Annotated in this window: 9 protein-coding genes and 2 pseudogenes; 7 read left to right on the top strand and 4 right to left on the bottom strand. The window is 65.0% G+C overall.

The features are described 5' to 3' along the window. The first annotated feature begins 9 nt into the window (after nucleotides 1-9). A pseudogene (locus AC0L2J_RS04885) lies at nucleotides 10-973 on the top strand (Bug family tripartite tricarboxylate transporter substrate binding protein). 8 nt (nucleotides 974-981) lie between these two features. On the opposite strand, the gene AC0L2J_RS04880 reads toward AC0L2J_RS04885, so the two are convergent. Continuing rightward, a complete protein-coding gene (locus tag AC0L2J_RS04880) occupies nucleotides 982-1,872 on the bottom strand; it encodes a LysR substrate-binding domain-containing protein (protein WP_473387517.1) in 891 nt (296 codons plus the stop codon). Between the two features lie 88 nt (nucleotides 1,873-1,960). On the opposite strand from AC0L2J_RS04880, the gene AC0L2J_RS04875 reads away from it, so the two are divergent. Further along, nucleotides 1,961-2,713 carry a sulfite exporter TauE/SafE family protein gene (locus AC0L2J_RS04875; RefSeq protein ID WP_473387515.1) on the top strand — a complete coding sequence of 251 codons (753 nt, stop codon included), beginning with the start codon at nucleotides 1,961-1,963 and terminating at the stop codon, nucleotides 2,711-2,713. Between the two features lie 5 nt (nucleotides 2,714-2,718). Here AC0L2J_RS04875 and AC0L2J_RS04870 read toward each other — a convergent pair whose 3' ends face one another. Next, the gene (locus AC0L2J_RS04870; protein ID WP_473387513.1) at nucleotides 2,719-3,351 is read right to left on the bottom strand and encodes a LysE family translocator; all 633 of its coding nucleotides are present in this window, start codon (nucleotides 3,349-3,351) and stop codon (nucleotides 2,719-2,721) included. A gap of 246 nt (nucleotides 3,352-3,597) precedes the next feature. Between AC0L2J_RS04870 and AC0L2J_RS04865 the strand changes: the two genes are divergently transcribed. Together AC0L2J_RS04865 and AC0L2J_RS04860 are read left to right on the top strand one after the other, a co-directional pair. Beyond that, nucleotides 3,598-5,394, top strand: a complete 1,797-nt coding sequence (locus AC0L2J_RS04865) for an adenylate/guanylate cyclase domain-containing protein (RefSeq protein WP_063994035.1) — start codon at nucleotides 3,598-3,600, stop codon at nucleotides 5,392-5,394. A 175-nt stretch (nucleotides 5,395-5,569) separates the two neighbouring features. Then, nucleotides 5,570-8,335, top strand: coding sequence for a di-heme-cytochrome C peroxidase (locus AC0L2J_RS04860; RefSeq protein WP_473387512.1), 2,766 nt, complete (start codon nucleotides 5,570-5,572; stop codon nucleotides 8,333-8,335). A gap of 191 nt (nucleotides 8,336-8,526) precedes the next feature. On the opposite strand, the gene AC0L2J_RS04855 is transcribed toward AC0L2J_RS04860, so the two are convergent. Continuing rightward, entirely contained in the window at nucleotides 8,527-9,474 is a 948-nt protein-coding gene (locus AC0L2J_RS04855) for an alpha/beta fold hydrolase (protein WP_007615136.1), read from the bottom strand. Between the two features lie 221 nt (nucleotides 9,475-9,695). Between AC0L2J_RS04855 and AC0L2J_RS04850 the strand changes: the two genes are divergently transcribed. Beyond that, on the top strand, nucleotides 9,696-10,157 hold the full coding sequence (locus AC0L2J_RS04850) for an Hsp20 family protein (protein WP_063996705.1): 462 nt from the start codon (nucleotides 9,696-9,698) through the stop codon (nucleotides 10,155-10,157). A 61-nt stretch (nucleotides 10,158-10,218) separates the two neighbouring features. After that, nucleotides 10,219-10,737, top strand: a pseudogene (locus AC0L2J_RS04845) (alpha/beta hydrolase); the annotation flags it as partial. 222 nt (nucleotides 10,738-10,959) lie between these two features. On the opposite strand, the gene AC0L2J_RS04840 reads toward AC0L2J_RS04845, so the two are convergent. Beyond that, a complete protein-coding gene (locus AC0L2J_RS04840; protein WP_473387510.1) occupies nucleotides 10,960-11,706 on the bottom strand; it encodes a hypothetical protein in 747 nt (248 codons plus the stop codon). A 492-nt stretch (nucleotides 11,707-12,198) separates the two neighbouring features. Between AC0L2J_RS04840 and gltB the strand changes: the two genes are divergently transcribed. After that, nucleotides 12,199-16,932 (top strand): glutamate synthase large subunit, encoded by a 4,734-nt coding sequence (gene gltB / locus AC0L2J_RS04835; RefSeq protein ID WP_473247293.1) that lies wholly within the window; start codon nucleotides 12,199-12,201, stop codon nucleotides 16,930-16,932. Nucleotides 16,933-17,025: the final 93 nt, after the last annotated feature.

The following is a 17,025-nucleotide window of genomic DNA, read 5'->3' as shown; positions in this document are numbered from 1 at the left end:
GGAGCCTGCATGACGAACTGGCGCAAGCTCCTTCTCGCGGCCTTGCTTCTGTTTCCGACGCTGGCCTGCGCCCAGAATTTCCCGGTCAAGCCGATCAAGCTGATCGTGCCGTTCCCGGCCGGCGGCCCGAACGACATCATTGCCCGGGTGATCGGGCAGCGCATGTCGGAGCTGTCAGGACAGCCCGTGCTGATCGACAATCGCGGCGGCCAGGGCGGCGTGCTCGGCACCGATGCCGTCTCCAAGGCCGTACCTGACGGCTACACCATCGCGATCTCCAGCGCCGGCGCGCTGGCGATCAGTCCGAGCATGGAGAGGGTCGCCTACGATACGCTCCACGACCTCACGCCGGTGACGCTGGTTGCGACCGTGCCGGAAATGCTCGTTGTCGCCACCAACGTCCCCGCAAAGGACATCGCGGAATTGATCGCGCTCGCCAAGGCGCAGCCGGGAAAACTCAACTTCGCCTCCTCCGGCCCCGGCAGCCTGCCGCATCTCGCCGGTGAATTGTTCAAGCTCACCGCAAAGATCGACATCGTGCATGTGCCCTATCGCGGCGCGGCGCCCGCCGTGAACGATCTGCTGGGCCAGCAGGTGCAGATGACCTTCCTGGATCTCCCCGTGCTGCTGCCGCAGGTCAAGGCGGGCGCCCTGCGGCCGATCGCAGTCGGCTCCGCCGAGCGTTCGCCGACGGCGCCCGACGTGCCGACCACGGCGGAAGCCGGCTTTCCTGATCTGCGCATCGAGAACTGGTACGGCATGGTCGCGCCGAAGGGCACGCCGCAGGAGATCGTCACCGCTGCATGCCCTCGCCACGAAGGCGATGGCGGATCCCGCGGTGAAGGAAAAGCTCGCCGCCCAAGGGGCAACGCTGGTCGGCGATGAGCCAGAGCATTTTCGCGCCTTCATCGCGGACGAGACCAAGAAATGGGCGAAGGTGATCAAGGACGCTGGCGTGGAGACGGCGAAGTAGCGCAGAGCTCACACTGCCGCCGCCCGCAAATGCTCCACCAGCATCTTGGCCGGGCGCGGCAGCGTCTTGAAGCTTCGCGCGCAGATCACGAGTTTGCGGTTGGCCCAGGTATCGCGCAGGCGGACCATCGCGAGCGGCATCAGTTTTGCGCAGCGGCGGGCGGCGGCTTCGGGCACCAGGGCAACGCCGACATCGGCGGCGACCATCTGGCAGATCGCATCGAAGTCGCGCAGGCGGGCGCGATAATGCGGCCGCATGCCGAGCCGGGCGGCGTGCTTCGAAATATGCACCTGAAGCGCGATGGCGCTGGTGAGCCCGACGAAGTCGCAAGCGCCCGCCTCCTGGAAATCGATCGCGCGGCGACCGGCGAACGGACCGCGCCTGGACGTTACCAGCGTCAGGCGATCCTCGCTGAAGGCGAATCGCTCGATATGATCGGGCAGCGCGTGCTCGGCTGCGAAGCCGAGATCGGCCGCGCCCGCAGTGATCGCGGCCGCGATGTCGGTGCTCTCGCGCTCCTCGATGTCGATGGCGACGTCGCGGTGCTCGCGCAGGAAGCCGGCGAGCGCCTTCGGCAGATGCTCCGAGAGGCCGGAGGTGTTGGCGAGGAAATGCACGCTCGCGCGCACGCCGCTGGCAAAGCCGGCGAGATCGCCGCGCATGGCGTCGATCTGGTGGATGACGAGACGGGCGTGATCGAGCAGGCTCTCGCCGGCCGAGGTCAACTCAACGCCGCGGCGCCCGCGCTTGAGCAGCGCGACGCCGAGCGCGTCCTCCAGCCCCTTGATGCGCGCGCTGGCCGAGGCCAGGGCCAGATGCGAGCGCTCCGCGCCGCGGGTGATGCTGCGCTGGTCGGCGACCGCGATGAACAGTTGGAGGTCGACAAGGTCGAAGCGCATCCCGTGTCCTTCAGCCTTCGTTCCAGACGAAGGCTTTCTCCGTAAGCTACAGATTGTGCCGACGCGCGGCTTCGGTCAATGTGCAGAAATGATCGACCCGCTCCTCATTCTCATCGCCGCCGTCTTCCTGATTGCCGGATTCGTCAAGGGCGTGGTCGGGCTCGGCCTGCCAACGGTGTCCATGGGCCTGCTCGCGGTGAGCATGGCGCCGAGCCGCGCGATCGCCATCGTGATCGTGCCCGCCATCCTCACCAACATCTGGCAGACTTTCGTCGGCCCCCATTTGCGCGACATCCTGAGGCGGCTGTGGCCGCTGATGATCGGCACCGTAATCGGGTGCTGGCTCAATGCCGGCGCGCTCACCGGCCCGCATGCGCGCTACGGCACGATCGTGCTCGGTGTACTCCTGGTCGTCTACGCGATCATCGGGCTGAACAAATTCCAGTTCCACGTTGCGCCAAAGAACGAGAAATGGGTCGGCGGCGTGGTCGGCGTGGTCACCGGCGTGATCTCGGCCTCGACAGGCGTGCAGGTGATCCCCTCGATGCCGTTCATGCAGGCGATCGGCATGGAGAAGGACGAGCTGGTACAGGCGCTCGGCGTGTTCTTCACGACCGCGACACTGGCGCTCGCCTTCAACCTCACCGCGGGCGGATTGCTGACGCCGGCCAATGCCGTGCCGGGTGCGGTCGGCATGGCCTGCGCGTTTGCCGGCATGTATATCGGCCAAACGGTGCGGGCGCGGATGCCGGCGGAAGCGTTTCGCCGCTGGTTCCTGATCGCGATGATCCTGCTCGGCCTCTATCTCGCCGGCAGCGCGCTGCTGAAGGAATTCGCGTAAAGAAGTTATCGCGTCTCCAGCAGGGCGACGCGGATGCCGAGATAGATGAAGAGGCCGCCGAGGGCACGGTTGACCCAGGCGACCGCGCCTTCGGAGCTCCGCAAGCGGTGGGCGGCCTTTGCTGCGAACGCCGCCAGCACCAGGCACCACAGCGTTCCCGTGCAGATGAAGATCAGGCCGAGCGTCAGGAAGGCGAGCGGCTTGTGCGCCGAGTCGACTGCGACGAATTGCGGCAGGAAGGCCAGGAAGAACAGCGCGACCTTGGGATTGAGCGCGTTAGTAAAGACGCCCTGGAGGAAAACCCGCCGCAGCGAGCTCTGCACCGGCTCGTCGATGGCCGAGGCCAGCACCGGGCGCGACCACAGCATCTGAAGCCCGGTCACGACGAGATAGGCTGCTCCGACCAGTTTCAGGATCGAGAACGCGGTCGACGAGGCCATCAGCAGGGCCGAAAGGCCGATTGCCGCGCCCGCGACATGGAAAAAGCAGCCGCAACTGATGCCCAGCGCGGCCGCGGCACCACCTCGCCAGCCCAACTGCATGCTGCGGCCGATCACATAGACCGTATCAGGCCCCGGCGTGATGTTGAGCAGCACGCCCGACAGGACGAAGAGCCAGATTTCGTGAATGCCCAGCATATGTGACGTGCCTCCGCCGCCCAACCGTCGCCCTCAGACCCGGCTTAGTGGGTTCGCTCATCCACGTCCACCGCCGGGATTGCCGAGGATTTACCTCGAATTTGCAATGCGGATCATACTTTCGCTCGGCCTCATCTGCTCTATAAGGAACGGGTTCTTTAATGCGGGGATTCGAGGCGACGGCTACGCGGTGGCCGGTCCTCGATCTCTTCCAAGTCTCTTGCAAGTCTCTTGGAGCTCCGGAATATGGAAAGACGTCTGGCTGCCATCGTCTGCGCCGATGTCGCCGGCTATTCGCGCATGATGGGTACCGACGAGGCCGGCACTCATGCCGCCTTCAAGGCCCATCGCAGCGCGATCCACCCCATCATCCTCAATCACGGCGGCCGCGTCGTCAAAAACACCGGCGACGGCTTCCTGCTGGAGTTCCCCTCGATCGTCGGCGCCACCGAGGCCGCGATCGCGATGCAGACGCTGATGGCGGAGCGCAATCACCATCTGCCCGCCGATCGCGCCATGCAGTTTCGCCTCGGCATCCACATGGGCGACGTCATCGCCGACGAGGGCGAGGTCTTCGGTGACGATGTCAACATTGCCGTCCGCCTCGAATCCGTGGCGAGCCCCGGCGGCTTCGCGATCTCGGCCAAGGCCTACAAGGAGGCCAGCAAGCATCTCGCCGTGCCGCTGGCCGATGCCGGCAACCACCGCTTCAAGAACATCAAGGATCCGATCGGGGTCTGGACCTGGACGCCTGAGGGCGCACCGGCCCTTGCGCCCGCGCTGAGAGAGGCATCCGCCCTCTCGCAGCAGTACCGCACCGCGATCGTCGGCGTGCTGCCCTTTGCCAATCTCAGCGACGCCCAGGACGAATATTTCTCCGACGGCCTGACCGAGGATCTGATCCACGCGCTGTCACTGCAATCCTTCTATCGCGTGCTGAGCCGCAACTCGACCTTCGTGTTCAAGGGCAACAACGTCAGCAACCGCCTGATCGCGCGGGAGATCGACGCCACCTATCTGATCCAGGGGTCGGTGCGGCGCGCCGGAGCCAAGATCCGCGTCACCGCAGAGTTGATCGCGCCGGAGACCGGCGAGCAGCTCTGGACCGGCCGCTACGACCGCGACATCGGCGATCTCTTCGCGATGCAGGACGAGATCACCACCAACCTGTCCGCCGCCATCGCCACCGAGATCGTCCGGGCCGAGGCCTCGGCGCCGGCGCGGCTCTCGACCGACGTCACTGCCTGGGACCGCTTCCTCAAAGGGCTGTCGCACTATTATCGACAAACCAAGGAAGACCTGGCCATCGCCGTCGACCTGTTCCGGGAGGCCATCAGGCTCGAGCCCAAGCTGTCGATTGCGCACGCCTATCTCGCCACGATCCAGATCCAGAGCATCCATTTCGGCTGGGTCAAGGGCACGCGCGAGATGTGGGCCGAAGCGATGAAGCTTGCCGAAACCAGCGTCCGGCTCGACCCGCGCTCGTCATTTGCGTTCTCGATCCTGTCCTGGACCCACGCGCTGGAGGGGCATTACGAGGCCGCGATGGACGCCGCCAAACGCGCCGTCGCGCTCAACCCCTACGACAACGGCGCGCGCGGCGTGCTCGGCATCTGCCATTTCGCCATCGGCGAGCACCGCGAGGCAATCGAGCTGTTCTCGATGGCCGCACAGCGCGACAACAGCGATCCGCGCTACCAATGGGCCGCACTGAACGCCTTCAGCCATTATCTGCTGGGCCAATATGACGCGACCCTGTCATGGGCTCGAGAACAGCTCTACATCAACCCGAACCATTTGCAGGCGCTGGCGATCCGTGCCGCGGCGCTGGCGCAATTGGGACGGGGCGACGAGGCGGTCGAGGCGACCCGCGTGCTCATGGCTAACTACCCGACTCTCAATGTCGACCGCCATTTGCGCAATTTCCACTGGAAGCGGCCCGAGGACCTCGCCCATTACCGCGCCGGACTCTTGAATGCGGGCGTGCCGCTCGGCAAACTGACCTTGGTCTCGAGCGACGTCAAACGCGTCGCCGAATCCTGAGGGCCAGCCGCGGCCACGCGGCAATGTCCCCTCCGCCTTTATTGACACGACGGTGAATTCAGCCACACTCCGCTACACGCTGAAGTAGTATAACGTGTTGTCGGTTTGTCAGGACTTTCCGCGCTCTATCGGCGCGTCTGTATTTCACGATTCGCCGTTTTCAGGATTTTGGGCCATGCATGACTCCGCTCCGAAGCCCCCCTTCGACCCCTCGATCCAGGTCTCGCCGAACAATCCCTGTCCATTCCTGCGCGGCCTCGTCGGCGAGGGATTTGTTGACGGCGGAACCGTCCCGCTCGGAACGCTGTCGCAAACGATCGCGAATGCGAGCGGCGAGACCGGGCTGAAGAAGGTCTCGGCCCGCATCCAGGTCCGCGGCGTCGCGCTCATCGCCAACGGTCTCGGTCACGTCCTGAAGAGCATATTTTCGGGCGCGCAGCTCGACGCCTTGCGTGGCGGCCCTCTCGACAAGCGCGGTGCCGGCTCGCGCGTCCTCGGCGTCGACGGCACGGTCGATGAGGACGAGCTTGCGCGGTTTGCGAGCTTCGGCCGGAACTACCAGGATCCGAACGGCGGCGGCTCCGAGCCGGGTCTCAACGCCTCGGAAATCGGCGTCTTCATGCGCGACAACCTCAAGCGCGCCGGCAGCGCCGCGCGCTGGTACTACCCCCTGCTGATGAAGTTCGAATGGCCGATCCTCCTGAAGATCGTGGGCAAGGGCGCGGGTGAGAACCGCTATCTCAGCGTGGCCGACGTGCGCACTCTGTTCAACGAGCGGCAATTCCCTGCTCGCATCAACCAGCGGCTCGTATCGCAGCCGGTGCTGTCGACCTGCCAGCGCGTGGTGCGGGGCGCCCTCAAGGTTGCGGCCGTGCCCGTCGCCCTCGGTCTTGCCTTGCTCGTTGCGGTCGCTGAATTCCCCGACCAGGTGCGTGCCATGCTGCCGCAAAAGGGAATTCTCGTGAATCTCCTGCCGCCGTCGTTGCCCACGGTCCCCGAGACGAAGGCGGCCTTTTGGCTCGAACAGAACTGGTCGCTGAAGGACAGGCACTGGTTTCACCATGCCAGCCAGGGCACCGCGACCTTCCCGGTGCCTTATGAATGGTTCATGGCGCTGGAGCAGCCGCGCCTGCATCTGTTCTCGCGGCCGGGCATGATGACAGACAGCGCCTATCTCGAGCGCTTCGGATTCATCCCGAGCCCGCAGTCGATCCAGACCGACGCGACGTCACTGCGCCGCTTCGGCTACGCCAATGTCTACGAGACGACGCAGGTGCCGGACTGGTCGACCAGGTGGACGCCGGCGGAGAACGTCGACGGCCTGCCGGTCGGCTTCGCACGGATGACCGGTGTCGTCGATCCCGCGACGGGCCGTCGCGAAGAGGACAAGATCGGGCTGACCTGCGCGGCCTGCCATACCGGCCAGATCCACTACCAGGGCGTGGACGTGCGTTTCGACGGCGGTCCGGCCATGACCGATCTGAAGAAGCTCGAGCTCTCCACCGGCCTGTCGATCGCCTACACGCTTTACGTGCCGTTCCGCTTCCAGCGCTTCGCTGATCGCGTGCTCGGCCCCGATGCCAGCAGGGCTGACCGCGCCGCGCTCAAGCAGAAGCTCAGCGCGATCGGCAACTTCCTGATCGACTGGGCGCAAACCCAGCAAAAGACGATAGAAGGCAAGAAGACCTGGAACGGCCGGCAGCAGAGTGACACCGAGGAAGGGTTCGGTCGCCTCGACGCTCTCAACCGCATCGGGAATCAGGTGTTTTCGCAGGATCTCGCGCTGAGCGGGCTTAAGGGTTTCGAGAAGAACCTGCACGCCCAGGACGCCCCGGTCAGCTATCCCCCGATCTGGACCGTGCCCTGGTTCAAGTTCGCCCAGTACGACGCCTCGATCGAGCAGCCGCTGATCCGCAACGCCGGCGAAGCCCTCGGCGTGACGGCGCTGCTCAATCTGTCCGATGCCTACCCTGAGGACAGGCTGTGGCGCTCCTCGGTCCATATCAACACCCTCGGCTGGATCGAGGACATGCTGAGGGGGCCCGATCCGTTCAAGACGGCGGATCCCTCCACCGGTCCGAAGTTCGGCGGCCTGCTGGCGCCGAGATGGCCCTCGCAGATCCTCGGCGACGATTGGAGGCTCGATCAGAAGAAGGTCGACAATGGCCGCAAGATCTACGCCGAAATGTGTTCAGGCTGCCATCTGCCGGCGATCGACACCCCGGCTTTCTGGTCGTCGAGACATTGGGAGCCGAGCGGCGACAGCAAGGTGCTGAACGCGGTGACGATCCCCCTCGACGAGATCAAGACGGATCCCGAACAGTCGCTCGTGCTCAGCAACAGGATCGTCGATGTGCCCGGCTTCCTGAAGGTGAATACGGCCGACCTCCAGAAATGGTGGCAATGCGACGTCTCGACCGCAAGCTCGCCGACCGAGATGGTGTATGCGCTCGGGCTCATGACGGTGGTGGACCTCGTCGCCCGCAAATGGATGGACGACGAGAAGACTCCGGACGCCGAGCGGGCGAAACTGTGGAATCTCGCGCGCAAGAACTGCCTCAATCCAGTGGGGGGAGCACGCTATCGGGCACGGCCGCTCAACGGCATCTGGGCCACGGCGCCCTATCTGCACAACGGTTCGGTGCCCTCTCTCTACTGGTTGCTGAGGCCTGCAAGCGAGCGCCCGCAAAAATTCTGCATGGGCCGCCGTGACTATGATCCTGTGACCGTCGGCTTTGCGGTCACCGCCGACGAGAAGTGCAAGACGGGTGAAACCGAGTTCTCGGCGGGGTCGGAGAAGGATCCGATCCAGGGCAACAGCGTGCTCGGCCATTCCTTCGAGCGCAAGCCGGGCGAGGAAAAACGTCCGGGCGTGATCGGCCGCGTGTTCAAGGACGACAACGAGCGCTACGATCTGATCGAGTATCTGAAGACGCTGTAGCCGAGCTCTGTCCCAAGCACGCCGCCCTCATCCCGAGGAGCCCGCACAAAGCGGGCGTCTCGAAGGATGGCCGCGGGCGAGGGCGGAGGCCTTCATGGTTCGAGACGCGCGTTCCGCGCTCCTCACCATGAGGGTCTTGCGACGGGGCGAGGGAGAGCACCTCGCGCGCGGCGGCCATTCACTTCAAACCCTCACTTGAACAGCGGCGTGCCCGGCACGAAGGCGTCGAAGGCTGCCCAGAATTGGGAGCGGTAGCGGTCCTGCTCCTGGAGAATCTCGTGCTTGGCGCCGGCGATCACGAGATGGGAGCCGGCGCGCAAATGATAGGCGAACTCCTCGATCGCCGCGATCGAGACCACGGTGTCGCTGGAGGCCGCCAGCATCAGGATCGGCTGACGGATCTCGGACGGGTAGTTTTTGCCCCTGAATGTGTGCATCGCGCGGAAGGCGGTATCGGCCCAGGCGATCGTTGGTGACGCGAGCCCGAGGGTCGGATCCTCCTCCAGGATCGCAGCATTGCGCGCATAGCGCACGGGATCGCTGGTCAGCGGATTGTTAATGAAGGGATTGAGCCCGGTGATCTGGTCGCTGCCGCCGGGGACATAGCGGCCGCCCATCCCCAACACGCGCATCGTCTTCAGCAGAGCCCGCGCCGGAAACGAGGTGGCGCGGCCGGGCAGGTCGATCATCGGCGCAGACAGCACCATGCGGTCGAACCAGCGCTTGCCCGCATGCGCCACCCGCAGCATCACCGTGCCGCCCATGGAGTGGGCGAGCGCAAAGAAGGGTGGCGGGCAATCCGGCAGCACCACCTGCTGCACGAAGGTCTCGACGTCGATCTCGAAATCGGCGAAGTCGCGGACATAGCCCTTGCGCGGATCGCGCAGGCGGCGCGAGGAATGGCCCTGCCCGCGCCAGTCGATCATCGCCACCGCGAAGCCGCGGTCGCGCAGGTCGCGCACGGTCTCGAAATATTTCTCGATCTGCTCGCTGCGTCCGGTGAAGACGCAGACGGTGCCCTTGCGGTTCGCCGGCGGCGCCCAGCGCGCAAAGCGCAGCTCGACGCCATCAGGGGTCTTGATGGTACCGCTGACGACGTCTTCGGGAACGGGATTGGATGGTATCGAGACCAGCGTCATGATGGGGAGGGCTTGGGCACGAAGTGCTGCAAATCAGGGGGCGGGAGCGCCGAAAAGGCTGAGTATCCGCCCTCTTGAACGCCGTTCTCCTCAACCCATATCACCTTGGTGCAGGCCGCTACCAGTGTTTCGGAACCGGAACATCAGGCTGCACACAGACGAAAGCCCGGCCCGATTGGCGGGCGGGTTACTCAAACAGTCGCTCAATGGAGGACTTGACCATGCGTACCTACGACCTGACTCCCTTCTACCGTTCCACCGTCGGCTTCGACCGCCTCTTCAACCTGCTCGACCAGGCCGGTTCGGACGGCAGCCCCGGTTATCCCCCCTACAATATCGAGCGCACTGGCGAGAACGACTACCGCATCACCGTTGCGGTCTCGGGCTTCGCCAAGGATGAGCTCTCCATCGTCGCGAAGGAAAACACGCTGACGATCAAGGGCGAGAAAGTCGCCAACGAGAACTCGAAGGCCGAAGTGCTGTACCGCGGCATCGCCGCGCGTGCCTTCGAGCGCGCCTTCCAGCTTGCCGACTTCGTGCAAGTGAAGAACGCCTCGCTCGAGAACGGGCTGCTTCACGTTGACCTCGTCCGTGAGATTCCCGAAGCGAAGAAGCCCCGCCAGATCGCGATCAACGCCGGTGCGCAAGGCGCACAGGTGATCGAGAACTCGGTAGCCGCGTAAATCACGGACGTCACTTCAAGGTTGCGAAAACGCCCCGGTGCCCCGGGGCGTTTTTTTGTTGCTGGCCGAACAGGATGGTCCGACCGTGCTGGTCGCGCACTCCTGGGGCGGCACCGTGATCAGCCAGGTCGGCACCGACCCGAAGGTCAGCGGCCTTGTCTATGTCGCCGCACGTGCGCCCGATGCCAACGAGGATTTTGTCGCGCTGTCGAAGCAATTCCCGGCACGCGCCGGCGTCGTCGAGCGCGACGGTTACACAAAACTCTCGGAAGACGCCTTCCTGAAGTATTTTGCCAATGGCGTGAAGCCGGAGCGGGCCAAGGAGCTCTACGCCGTGCAATGGCCGACTGCCGCCTCGATCTTCGCCGGTCGCACCACCGAGGCGGCATGGCATTCCAAGCCGAGCTGGTACGCTGTGTCGAAGAACGACTACACCATCAATCCCGATCTCGAACGCTTCCTCGCCAAGCGCATGAACGCAACCACGATCGAGATCGACGCCGGACACCTCTCGCTGGTGTCACACCCGAAAGAGGTGGCGAATTTGATCCTGGAAGCGGCGGGGTATGGACGGAGCTGAGCGGCGCTTGTCATGATGCAAAGGCGCCTGAATGCTCAGGCGCCTTCTATTTGCGCTAACTCTTTCCTCAACGTCGTCCTGGCGAAGGCCAGGACCTATTACCCCAGGGAGGAGTTTGGCGAAGACTCGTCGTCCGGTACTCGCACCTCAATCGCTCGACAGACCTCGCGGTATGGTCCTGGCCTTCGCCAGGACGACACCGTTGGTGTGACACGCAGCGTCCTAATCCAGCCCCTGCGCTGCCGGCATGTCCTGTGTCGGCAGGATCGTTGGAGCAGGTTTGGCCAGACTGACGGTTGGAGCAATGACTTGCGGCGCGGCCTCGGCGGGCTTTGCCGGCACCGCCGCCACGGTCTGCGTTGCAGGTTGAGCCTGCGGCCTCGCAGGTTCGGCTGGCTTGGCGGCGGCGACTGGCGCCTCGCCGCGCGCCGGAGCGGCCTTCGGCAGCGGCACGGAGCGGCTGGCGACATGCGGGATCGGTGCCGGTGGGCGCGGCGGACCACTGCGGACCATCGTCGGCGGCGGCAGCGCGCTCTGCGAGCGGTAAGGCGCAACCGCTGGCTGCTCGTAGCCCGGCGCCATGCCGTAGGCGTCGGCAGCCGGCAGGAAGCGCAAGATCCTTCCGTCGCGGGCATCGATCACCATCCGGCCGTCCTCGCCGCGGCGGTCGATCACCGCGATGGTGTAGACGCCGCCGCGCAGGCGCGGGATGCCCAGTGGAGAAAAGCCGTTTTCGCGCAGCACCGCGTAGACCTCGGTCGATGGCAGCAGCACCGGGGCCGGCCCGCGTTCCTCGTAGCCATAGCCATAGCCGTAGCGCGGCGGCGGCGGCGCAGCCTCCGGCGGCGCATAGGGGCCGTCGAAATCCGAGACCGCGATCATCGCCCCTCGCGCTGGAACCTGCGCTTGAGCCGCGGTCGCGGCCAGCGCCAGCGTGGCGGCGGCCACACATCCTGTGAAAAACTTCATGGTCGAGACGCTCCTGTCAGGCCCCCGGATGGATCGCGCTCTTTTGCTTCTTGCGGCGAGGCACGGCTTCCGAAGGGTTGATCCGAAGCTTCATTGGGGATTCCGGCGTCGGCGGGGCCGGATCAGGGCGCGTTTGCTTCAAAACCGGGGCTGCGCAACTTTTGGAAAGCGATTGATTGATCCATGGGGAATCGGGACTTGCGCGCGCTTGTGTGATAGACAAAAATTTGGCAAGGTGATGGTTAGGACAGGAAGACTGTCTCAATTTTGCTTGCGGTTCCGGCATAGGGATTGCAACGAAAGTCGGTGCTTTCGAGCGCCAAGAAGGCAACAGGCAAAGCCGTTCTCGGGGACGAAGAACGCCTTGGCCTGAATTTAAGAAAATGCGGCTCGCGAGCGGACGAGCGGTGACCCAGAAGCGGGTGCCGCGGGACGCCCAAGGTGCGCCGAAGATGGCGGTGAGGCAGCTTGCCGCATGGAGAGGACGAGGACATGAACGGGTCGCAAGTCGAGCGCGGAAACATCGTGGCAGAGCAACTGTCGGCGACGGTCGCCTCGAAAACGACCGATCCGATTCAGGAACACAATTCACGCCCGCCGGCCGTAGGCCTCTACGATCCGAGCCTGGAAAAGGATTCCTGCGGCGTCGGCTTCATCGCCAACATCAAGGGCCAGAAGTCGCACGAGATCGTCGCGGACGCGCTCAGCATCCTCTGCAATCTCGAGCACCGCGGCGCCGTCGGCGCCGACCCGCGCGCCGGTGACGGCGCCGGCATTCTGGTGCAGATCCCACATGCTTTCTTCAGCCGCAAGGCGAAGGAGCTCGGCTTCGCGCTGCCCAATCCGGGCGAATACGCCATCGGCGCGCTGTTCATGCCGCGCGACACCGCCTGGCGCAACGTCATCAAGAGCATCATCGCCGACCAGATCAAGGAAGAGGGCCTGACGCTGCTCGGCTGGCGCGACGTGCCGACCGACAATTCCTCGCTCGGCGTCACCGTGAAGCCGACCGAGCCCGCCTGCATGCAGGTGTTCATCGGCCGCAACGGCACCGCCAAGACCGAGGACGATTTCGAGCGCCGGCTCTACATCCTGCGCAAGTCGATCTCGCAGGCGATCTATCAGCGCCGCGACCGCGGCCTTGCCGGCTATTATCCGTGCTCGATGTCCTGCCGCACCGTGATCTACAAGGGCATGTTCCTCGCCGACCAGCTCGGCAAGTACTATCCCGATTTGCACGAGAAGGATTTCGAGAGCGCGCTGGCGCTCGTCCACCAGCGTTTCTCGACCAACACCTTCCCGGCATGGTCGCTGGCGCATCCCTACCGGATGATCGCGCATAACGGCGAGATCAACACGCTGCGCGGCAACGTCAACTGGATGGCGGCGCGCCAAGCCTCGGTGAGCTCCGAGCTGTACGGCAAGGACATCAACCGGCTCTGGCCGATCTCCTACGAAGGCCAGTCGGACACCGCCTGCTTCGACAACGCGCTCGAATTCCTGGTGCAGGGCGGCTACTCGCTGCCGCACGCCGTCATGATGATGATTCCGGAGGCGTGGGCCGGCAATCCCTTGATGGATGAGAAGCGCCGCGCCTTCTACGAATATCATGCCGCCCTGATGGAGCCGTGGGACGGCCCCGCCGCGATCGCCTTCACCGACGGCCGCCGGATCGGTGCCACGCTCGACCGCAACGGCCTTCGTCCCGCGCGCTATCTCGTCACCAAGGACGACCGCATCGTGATGGCGTCCGAGATGGGCGTGCTGACGATTCCCGAGGACCAGATCATCACCAAGTGGCGCTTGCAGCCCGGCAAGATGCTGCTGGTCGACCTCGAGCAGGGCCGCCTCATCCCCGACGACGAGATCAAGGCCGAGCTCGCCAGGAGCCATCCCTACACCGAGTGGCTGGAGCGGACCCAGATCGTGCTGGAAGATCTGCCGAAGGTGCCGACCACCGGCGTGCGCTCCAACCTATCGCTGCTCGATCGCCAGCAGGCGTTCGGCTACAGCCAGGAAGACATCACCATCCTGATGACGCCGATGGCCTCCACCGGCGAGGAAGCCGCTGGCTCGATGGGCAACGACACGCCGATCTCGGCGCTGTCGGCCAAGGCCAAGCCGCTGTTTACCTACTTCAAGCAGAACTTTGCGCAGGTCACCAACCCGCCGATCGACCCGATCCGCGAGGAGCTGGTGATGAGCCTCGTCTCCATCATCGGACCGCGGCCGAACCTGTTCGACCTGCAAGGCCTTGCCACCACCAAGCGGCTCGAAGCGCGCCAGCCGATCCTGACCGACGCGGACCTCGAAAAGATCCGCTCGATCTCCGAGGTCGCCGAGTCGCACTTCAAGTCGCGCACGCTGGACACCACCTTCCACGCCGGCCTCGGCGCGGCCGGCATGGACCAGGTGCTGGACGAGCTCTGCGCGCGCGCCGAGAGCGCGGTGCGCGAGGGCGTCAACATCATCATCCTGTCCGACCGCATGGTCGGCACCGACCGGGTTCCGATCCCGTCGCTGCTGGCCTGCGCCGCCGTGCATCATCATCTAATCCGCACCGGATTGCGCACCTCGGTCGGCCTCGTCGTCGAATCCGGCGAGCCGCGCGAAGTGCATCACTTCGCCTGCCTGGCCGGCTACGGCGCGGAAGCGATCAATCCTTATCTGGCGTTCGAAACCATCATCGCGATGAAGGACCGCCTGCCCGGCTCGCTCGACGACTACGAGATCGTCAAGCGCTACATCAAGTCGATCGGCAAGGGCCTGCTCAAGGTGATGTCCAAGATGGGCATCTCGACCTACCAGTCCTATTGCGGCGCGCAGATCTTTGACGCCATCGGCCTGAAGGCGGAATTCGTCGGAAAGTTCTTCGCCGGCACGCACACCCGCGTCGAGGGCGTCGGTCTTGGCGAGATCGCCGAAGAGGCGGTGCGCCGCCATGCCGACGCGTTCGGCGATGCGCTCGTCTACAAGACCTCGCTCGATGTCGGCGGCGAATATGCCTATCGCAGCCGCGGCGAGGACCATGCATGGACCGCCGAGTCGGTGGGGCTGCTCCAGCACGCCGCCCGCGGTAATTCGCTGGAACGCTACCGCGCCTTCGCGAAGATCCTCAACGAGCAGTCGGAGCGTCTCCTGACGCTGCGCGGCCTGTTCCGGATCAAGAATGCGGACGAAGAGAAGCGCAAGCCGGTGCCGCTCGACCAGGTCGAGCCGGCCAAGGACATCGTCAAGCGTTTCGCCACCGGCGCAATGAGCTTCGGCTCGATCTCGCGCGAGGCGCACACCACGCTCGCGATCGCCATGAACCGGATCGGCGGCAAGTCGAACACCGGCGAAGGCGGCGAGGAAGCCGATCGCTTCAAGCCGATGCCGAACGGCGACAGCATGCGCTCGGCTATCAAGCAGGTCGCCTCCGGCCGCTTCGGCGTCACCACGGAGTATCTCGTCAACTCCGACATGATGCAGATCAAGATGGCGCAGGGTGCCAAGCCCGGCGAAGGCGGCCAGCTACCCGGCCACAAGGTCGACGCCACCATCGCGAAGGTCCGGCATTCGACGCCGGGTGTCGGCCTGATCTCGCCGCCACCGCATCACGATATCTACTCGATCGAGGATCTGGCGCAGCTGATCTACGACCTCAAGAACGTCAACCCGGATGGCGCGGTCTCGGTCAAGCTCGTCTCGGAGATCGGCGTCGGCACGGTGGCCGCGGGCGTCGCCAAGGCGCGCGCCGACCATGTCACCATCGCGGGCTTCGAGGGCGGCACCGGCGCTTCGCCGCTGACCTCGATCAAGCACGCCGGCTCGCCGTGGGAGATCGGCCTCGCCGAAACCCACCAGACGCTGGTGCGCGAGCGGCTGCGCAGCCGCATCGTGGTCCAGGTCGACGGCGGCTTCCGCACCGGCCGTGACGTCGTGATCGGCGCGCTGCTCGGCGCCGACGAGTTCGGCTTCGCCACCGCGCCGCTGATCGCGGCCGGCTGCATCATGATGCGCAAATGCCATCTCAACACCTGCCCGGTCGGCGTCGCGACCCAGGACCCCGTCCTGCGCAAGCGCTTCACCGGCCAGCCCGAGCATGTGATCAACTATTTCTTCTTCGTCGCCGAGGAGGTCCGCGAGATCATGGCCTCGCTTGGCTTCCGCAGCTTCAACGAGATGATCGGCCAGGTGCAGCTGCTCGACCAGACCAAGCTGGTCGCGCACTGGAAGGCCAAGGGCCTCGACTTCTCCAAGCTGTTCGTCAAGCAGAAGGAAGAGAAGGGCCAGAAGATCTATCACTCCGAGCGCCAGAACCATCATCTGGAAGCGGTGCTCGACCGCACGCTGATCGAGCAGGCGACGCCTGCGCTCGACCGCGGTGCGCCGGTGAAGATCGAGGCCAAGATCAACAGCACCAACCGCTCCGCGGGCGCGATGCTGTCGGGTGCGGTCGCCAAGATCTACGGCCATGCCGGCCTGCCGCATGAGACCATCCATGTCAGCCTGAAGGGCACCGCTGGCCAGGCCTTCGGCGCCTGGCTGGCGCAAGGCGTCACGTTCGAGCTCGAAGGCGAAGCCAACGACTATGTCGGCAAGGGCCTCTCGGGCGGCAAGATCATCGTCAAGCCGCCGGCCAACAGCGGCATCGTGCCGGAAGAGAGCATCATCGTCGGCAACACCGTGATGTACGGCGCCATTCAAGGCGAGTGCTACTTCCGCGGCATCGCCGGCGAGCGCTTTGCCGTGCGCAATTCCGGCGCCGTGGCGGTGGTCGAGGGCGCCGGCGACCATTGCTGCGAATACATGACCGGCGGCATCGTGGTCGTGCTCGGCAAGACCGGACGCAACTTCGCGGCCGGCATGTCCGGCGGCATCGCTTATGTGCTGGACGAGACCGGCGACTTCGACAGGCTGTGCAACATGGCGATGGTCGAGCTCGAGCCGGTGCTGTCGGAAGAGCTGATCAACGCCGGCACCTATCACCACTCCGGTGACCTCGAAGCGCACGGCCGGGTCGACGTGTTCAAGGACCTGCTCGCCTCCGACGTCGAGCGGCTCCACGTCCTGATCACGCGCCATGCGAAAGCGACCGGCTCCAGGCGCGCCGCCGACATCCTGGCCAACTGGAAGGACTGGCTGCCCAAATTCCGCAAGGTGATGCCGGTCGAATACCGGCGCGCGCTGCGCGAGATGGCCGCCAACGCGGACGCCGAGCCGAAAATTGCGATCGGGGCTTAGGACATCAGCGCCCGTCATTGCGAGCGCAGCGAAGCAATCCAGACTTTCTACTCGGAAGCAGACTGGATTGTTTCGTCGCAAGAGCTCCTCGCA

Source organism: Bradyrhizobium sp. MV1.5, from assembly GCF_055807615.1.
This window is presented reverse-complemented; position numbering and strand designations above follow the sequence as displayed.

What these genes read in the sequence shown, in the direction of transcription:
- AC0L2J_RS04880 (WP_473387517.1), bottom strand. Translation starts at nt 1,872, where the DNA reads ATGCGCTTCGACCTTGTCGACCTCCAACTGTTCATCGCGGTCGCCGAC.
- AC0L2J_RS04875 (WP_473387515.1), top strand. Translation starts at nt 1,961, where the DNA reads ATGATCGACCCGCTCCTCATTCTCATCGCCGCCGTCTTCCTGATTGCC.
- AC0L2J_RS04870 (WP_473387513.1), bottom strand. Translation starts at nt 3,351, where the DNA reads ATGCTGGGCATTCACGAAATCTGGCTCTTCGTCCTGTCGGGCGTGCTG.
- AC0L2J_RS04865 (WP_063994035.1), top strand. Translation starts at nt 3,598, where the DNA reads ATGGAAAGACGTCTGGCTGCCATCGTCTGCGCCGATGTCGCCGGCTAT.
- AC0L2J_RS04860 (WP_473387512.1), top strand. Translation starts at nt 5,570, where the DNA reads ATGCATGACTCCGCTCCGAAGCCCCCCTTCGACCCCTCGATCCAGGTC.
- AC0L2J_RS04855 (WP_007615136.1), bottom strand. Translation starts at nt 9,474, where the DNA reads ATGACGCTGGTCTCGATACCATCCAATCCCGTTCCCGAAGACGTCGTC.
- AC0L2J_RS04850 (WP_063996705.1), top strand. Translation starts at nt 9,696, where the DNA reads ATGCGTACCTACGACCTGACTCCCTTCTACCGTTCCACCGTCGGCTTC.
- AC0L2J_RS04840 (WP_473387510.1), bottom strand. Translation starts at nt 11,706, where the DNA reads ATGAAGTTTTTCACAGGATGTGTGGCCGCCGCCACGCTGGCGCTGGCC.
- gltB (WP_473247293.1), top strand. Translation starts at nt 12,199, where the DNA reads ATGAACGGGTCGCAAGTCGAGCGCGGAAACATCGTGGCAGAGCAACTG.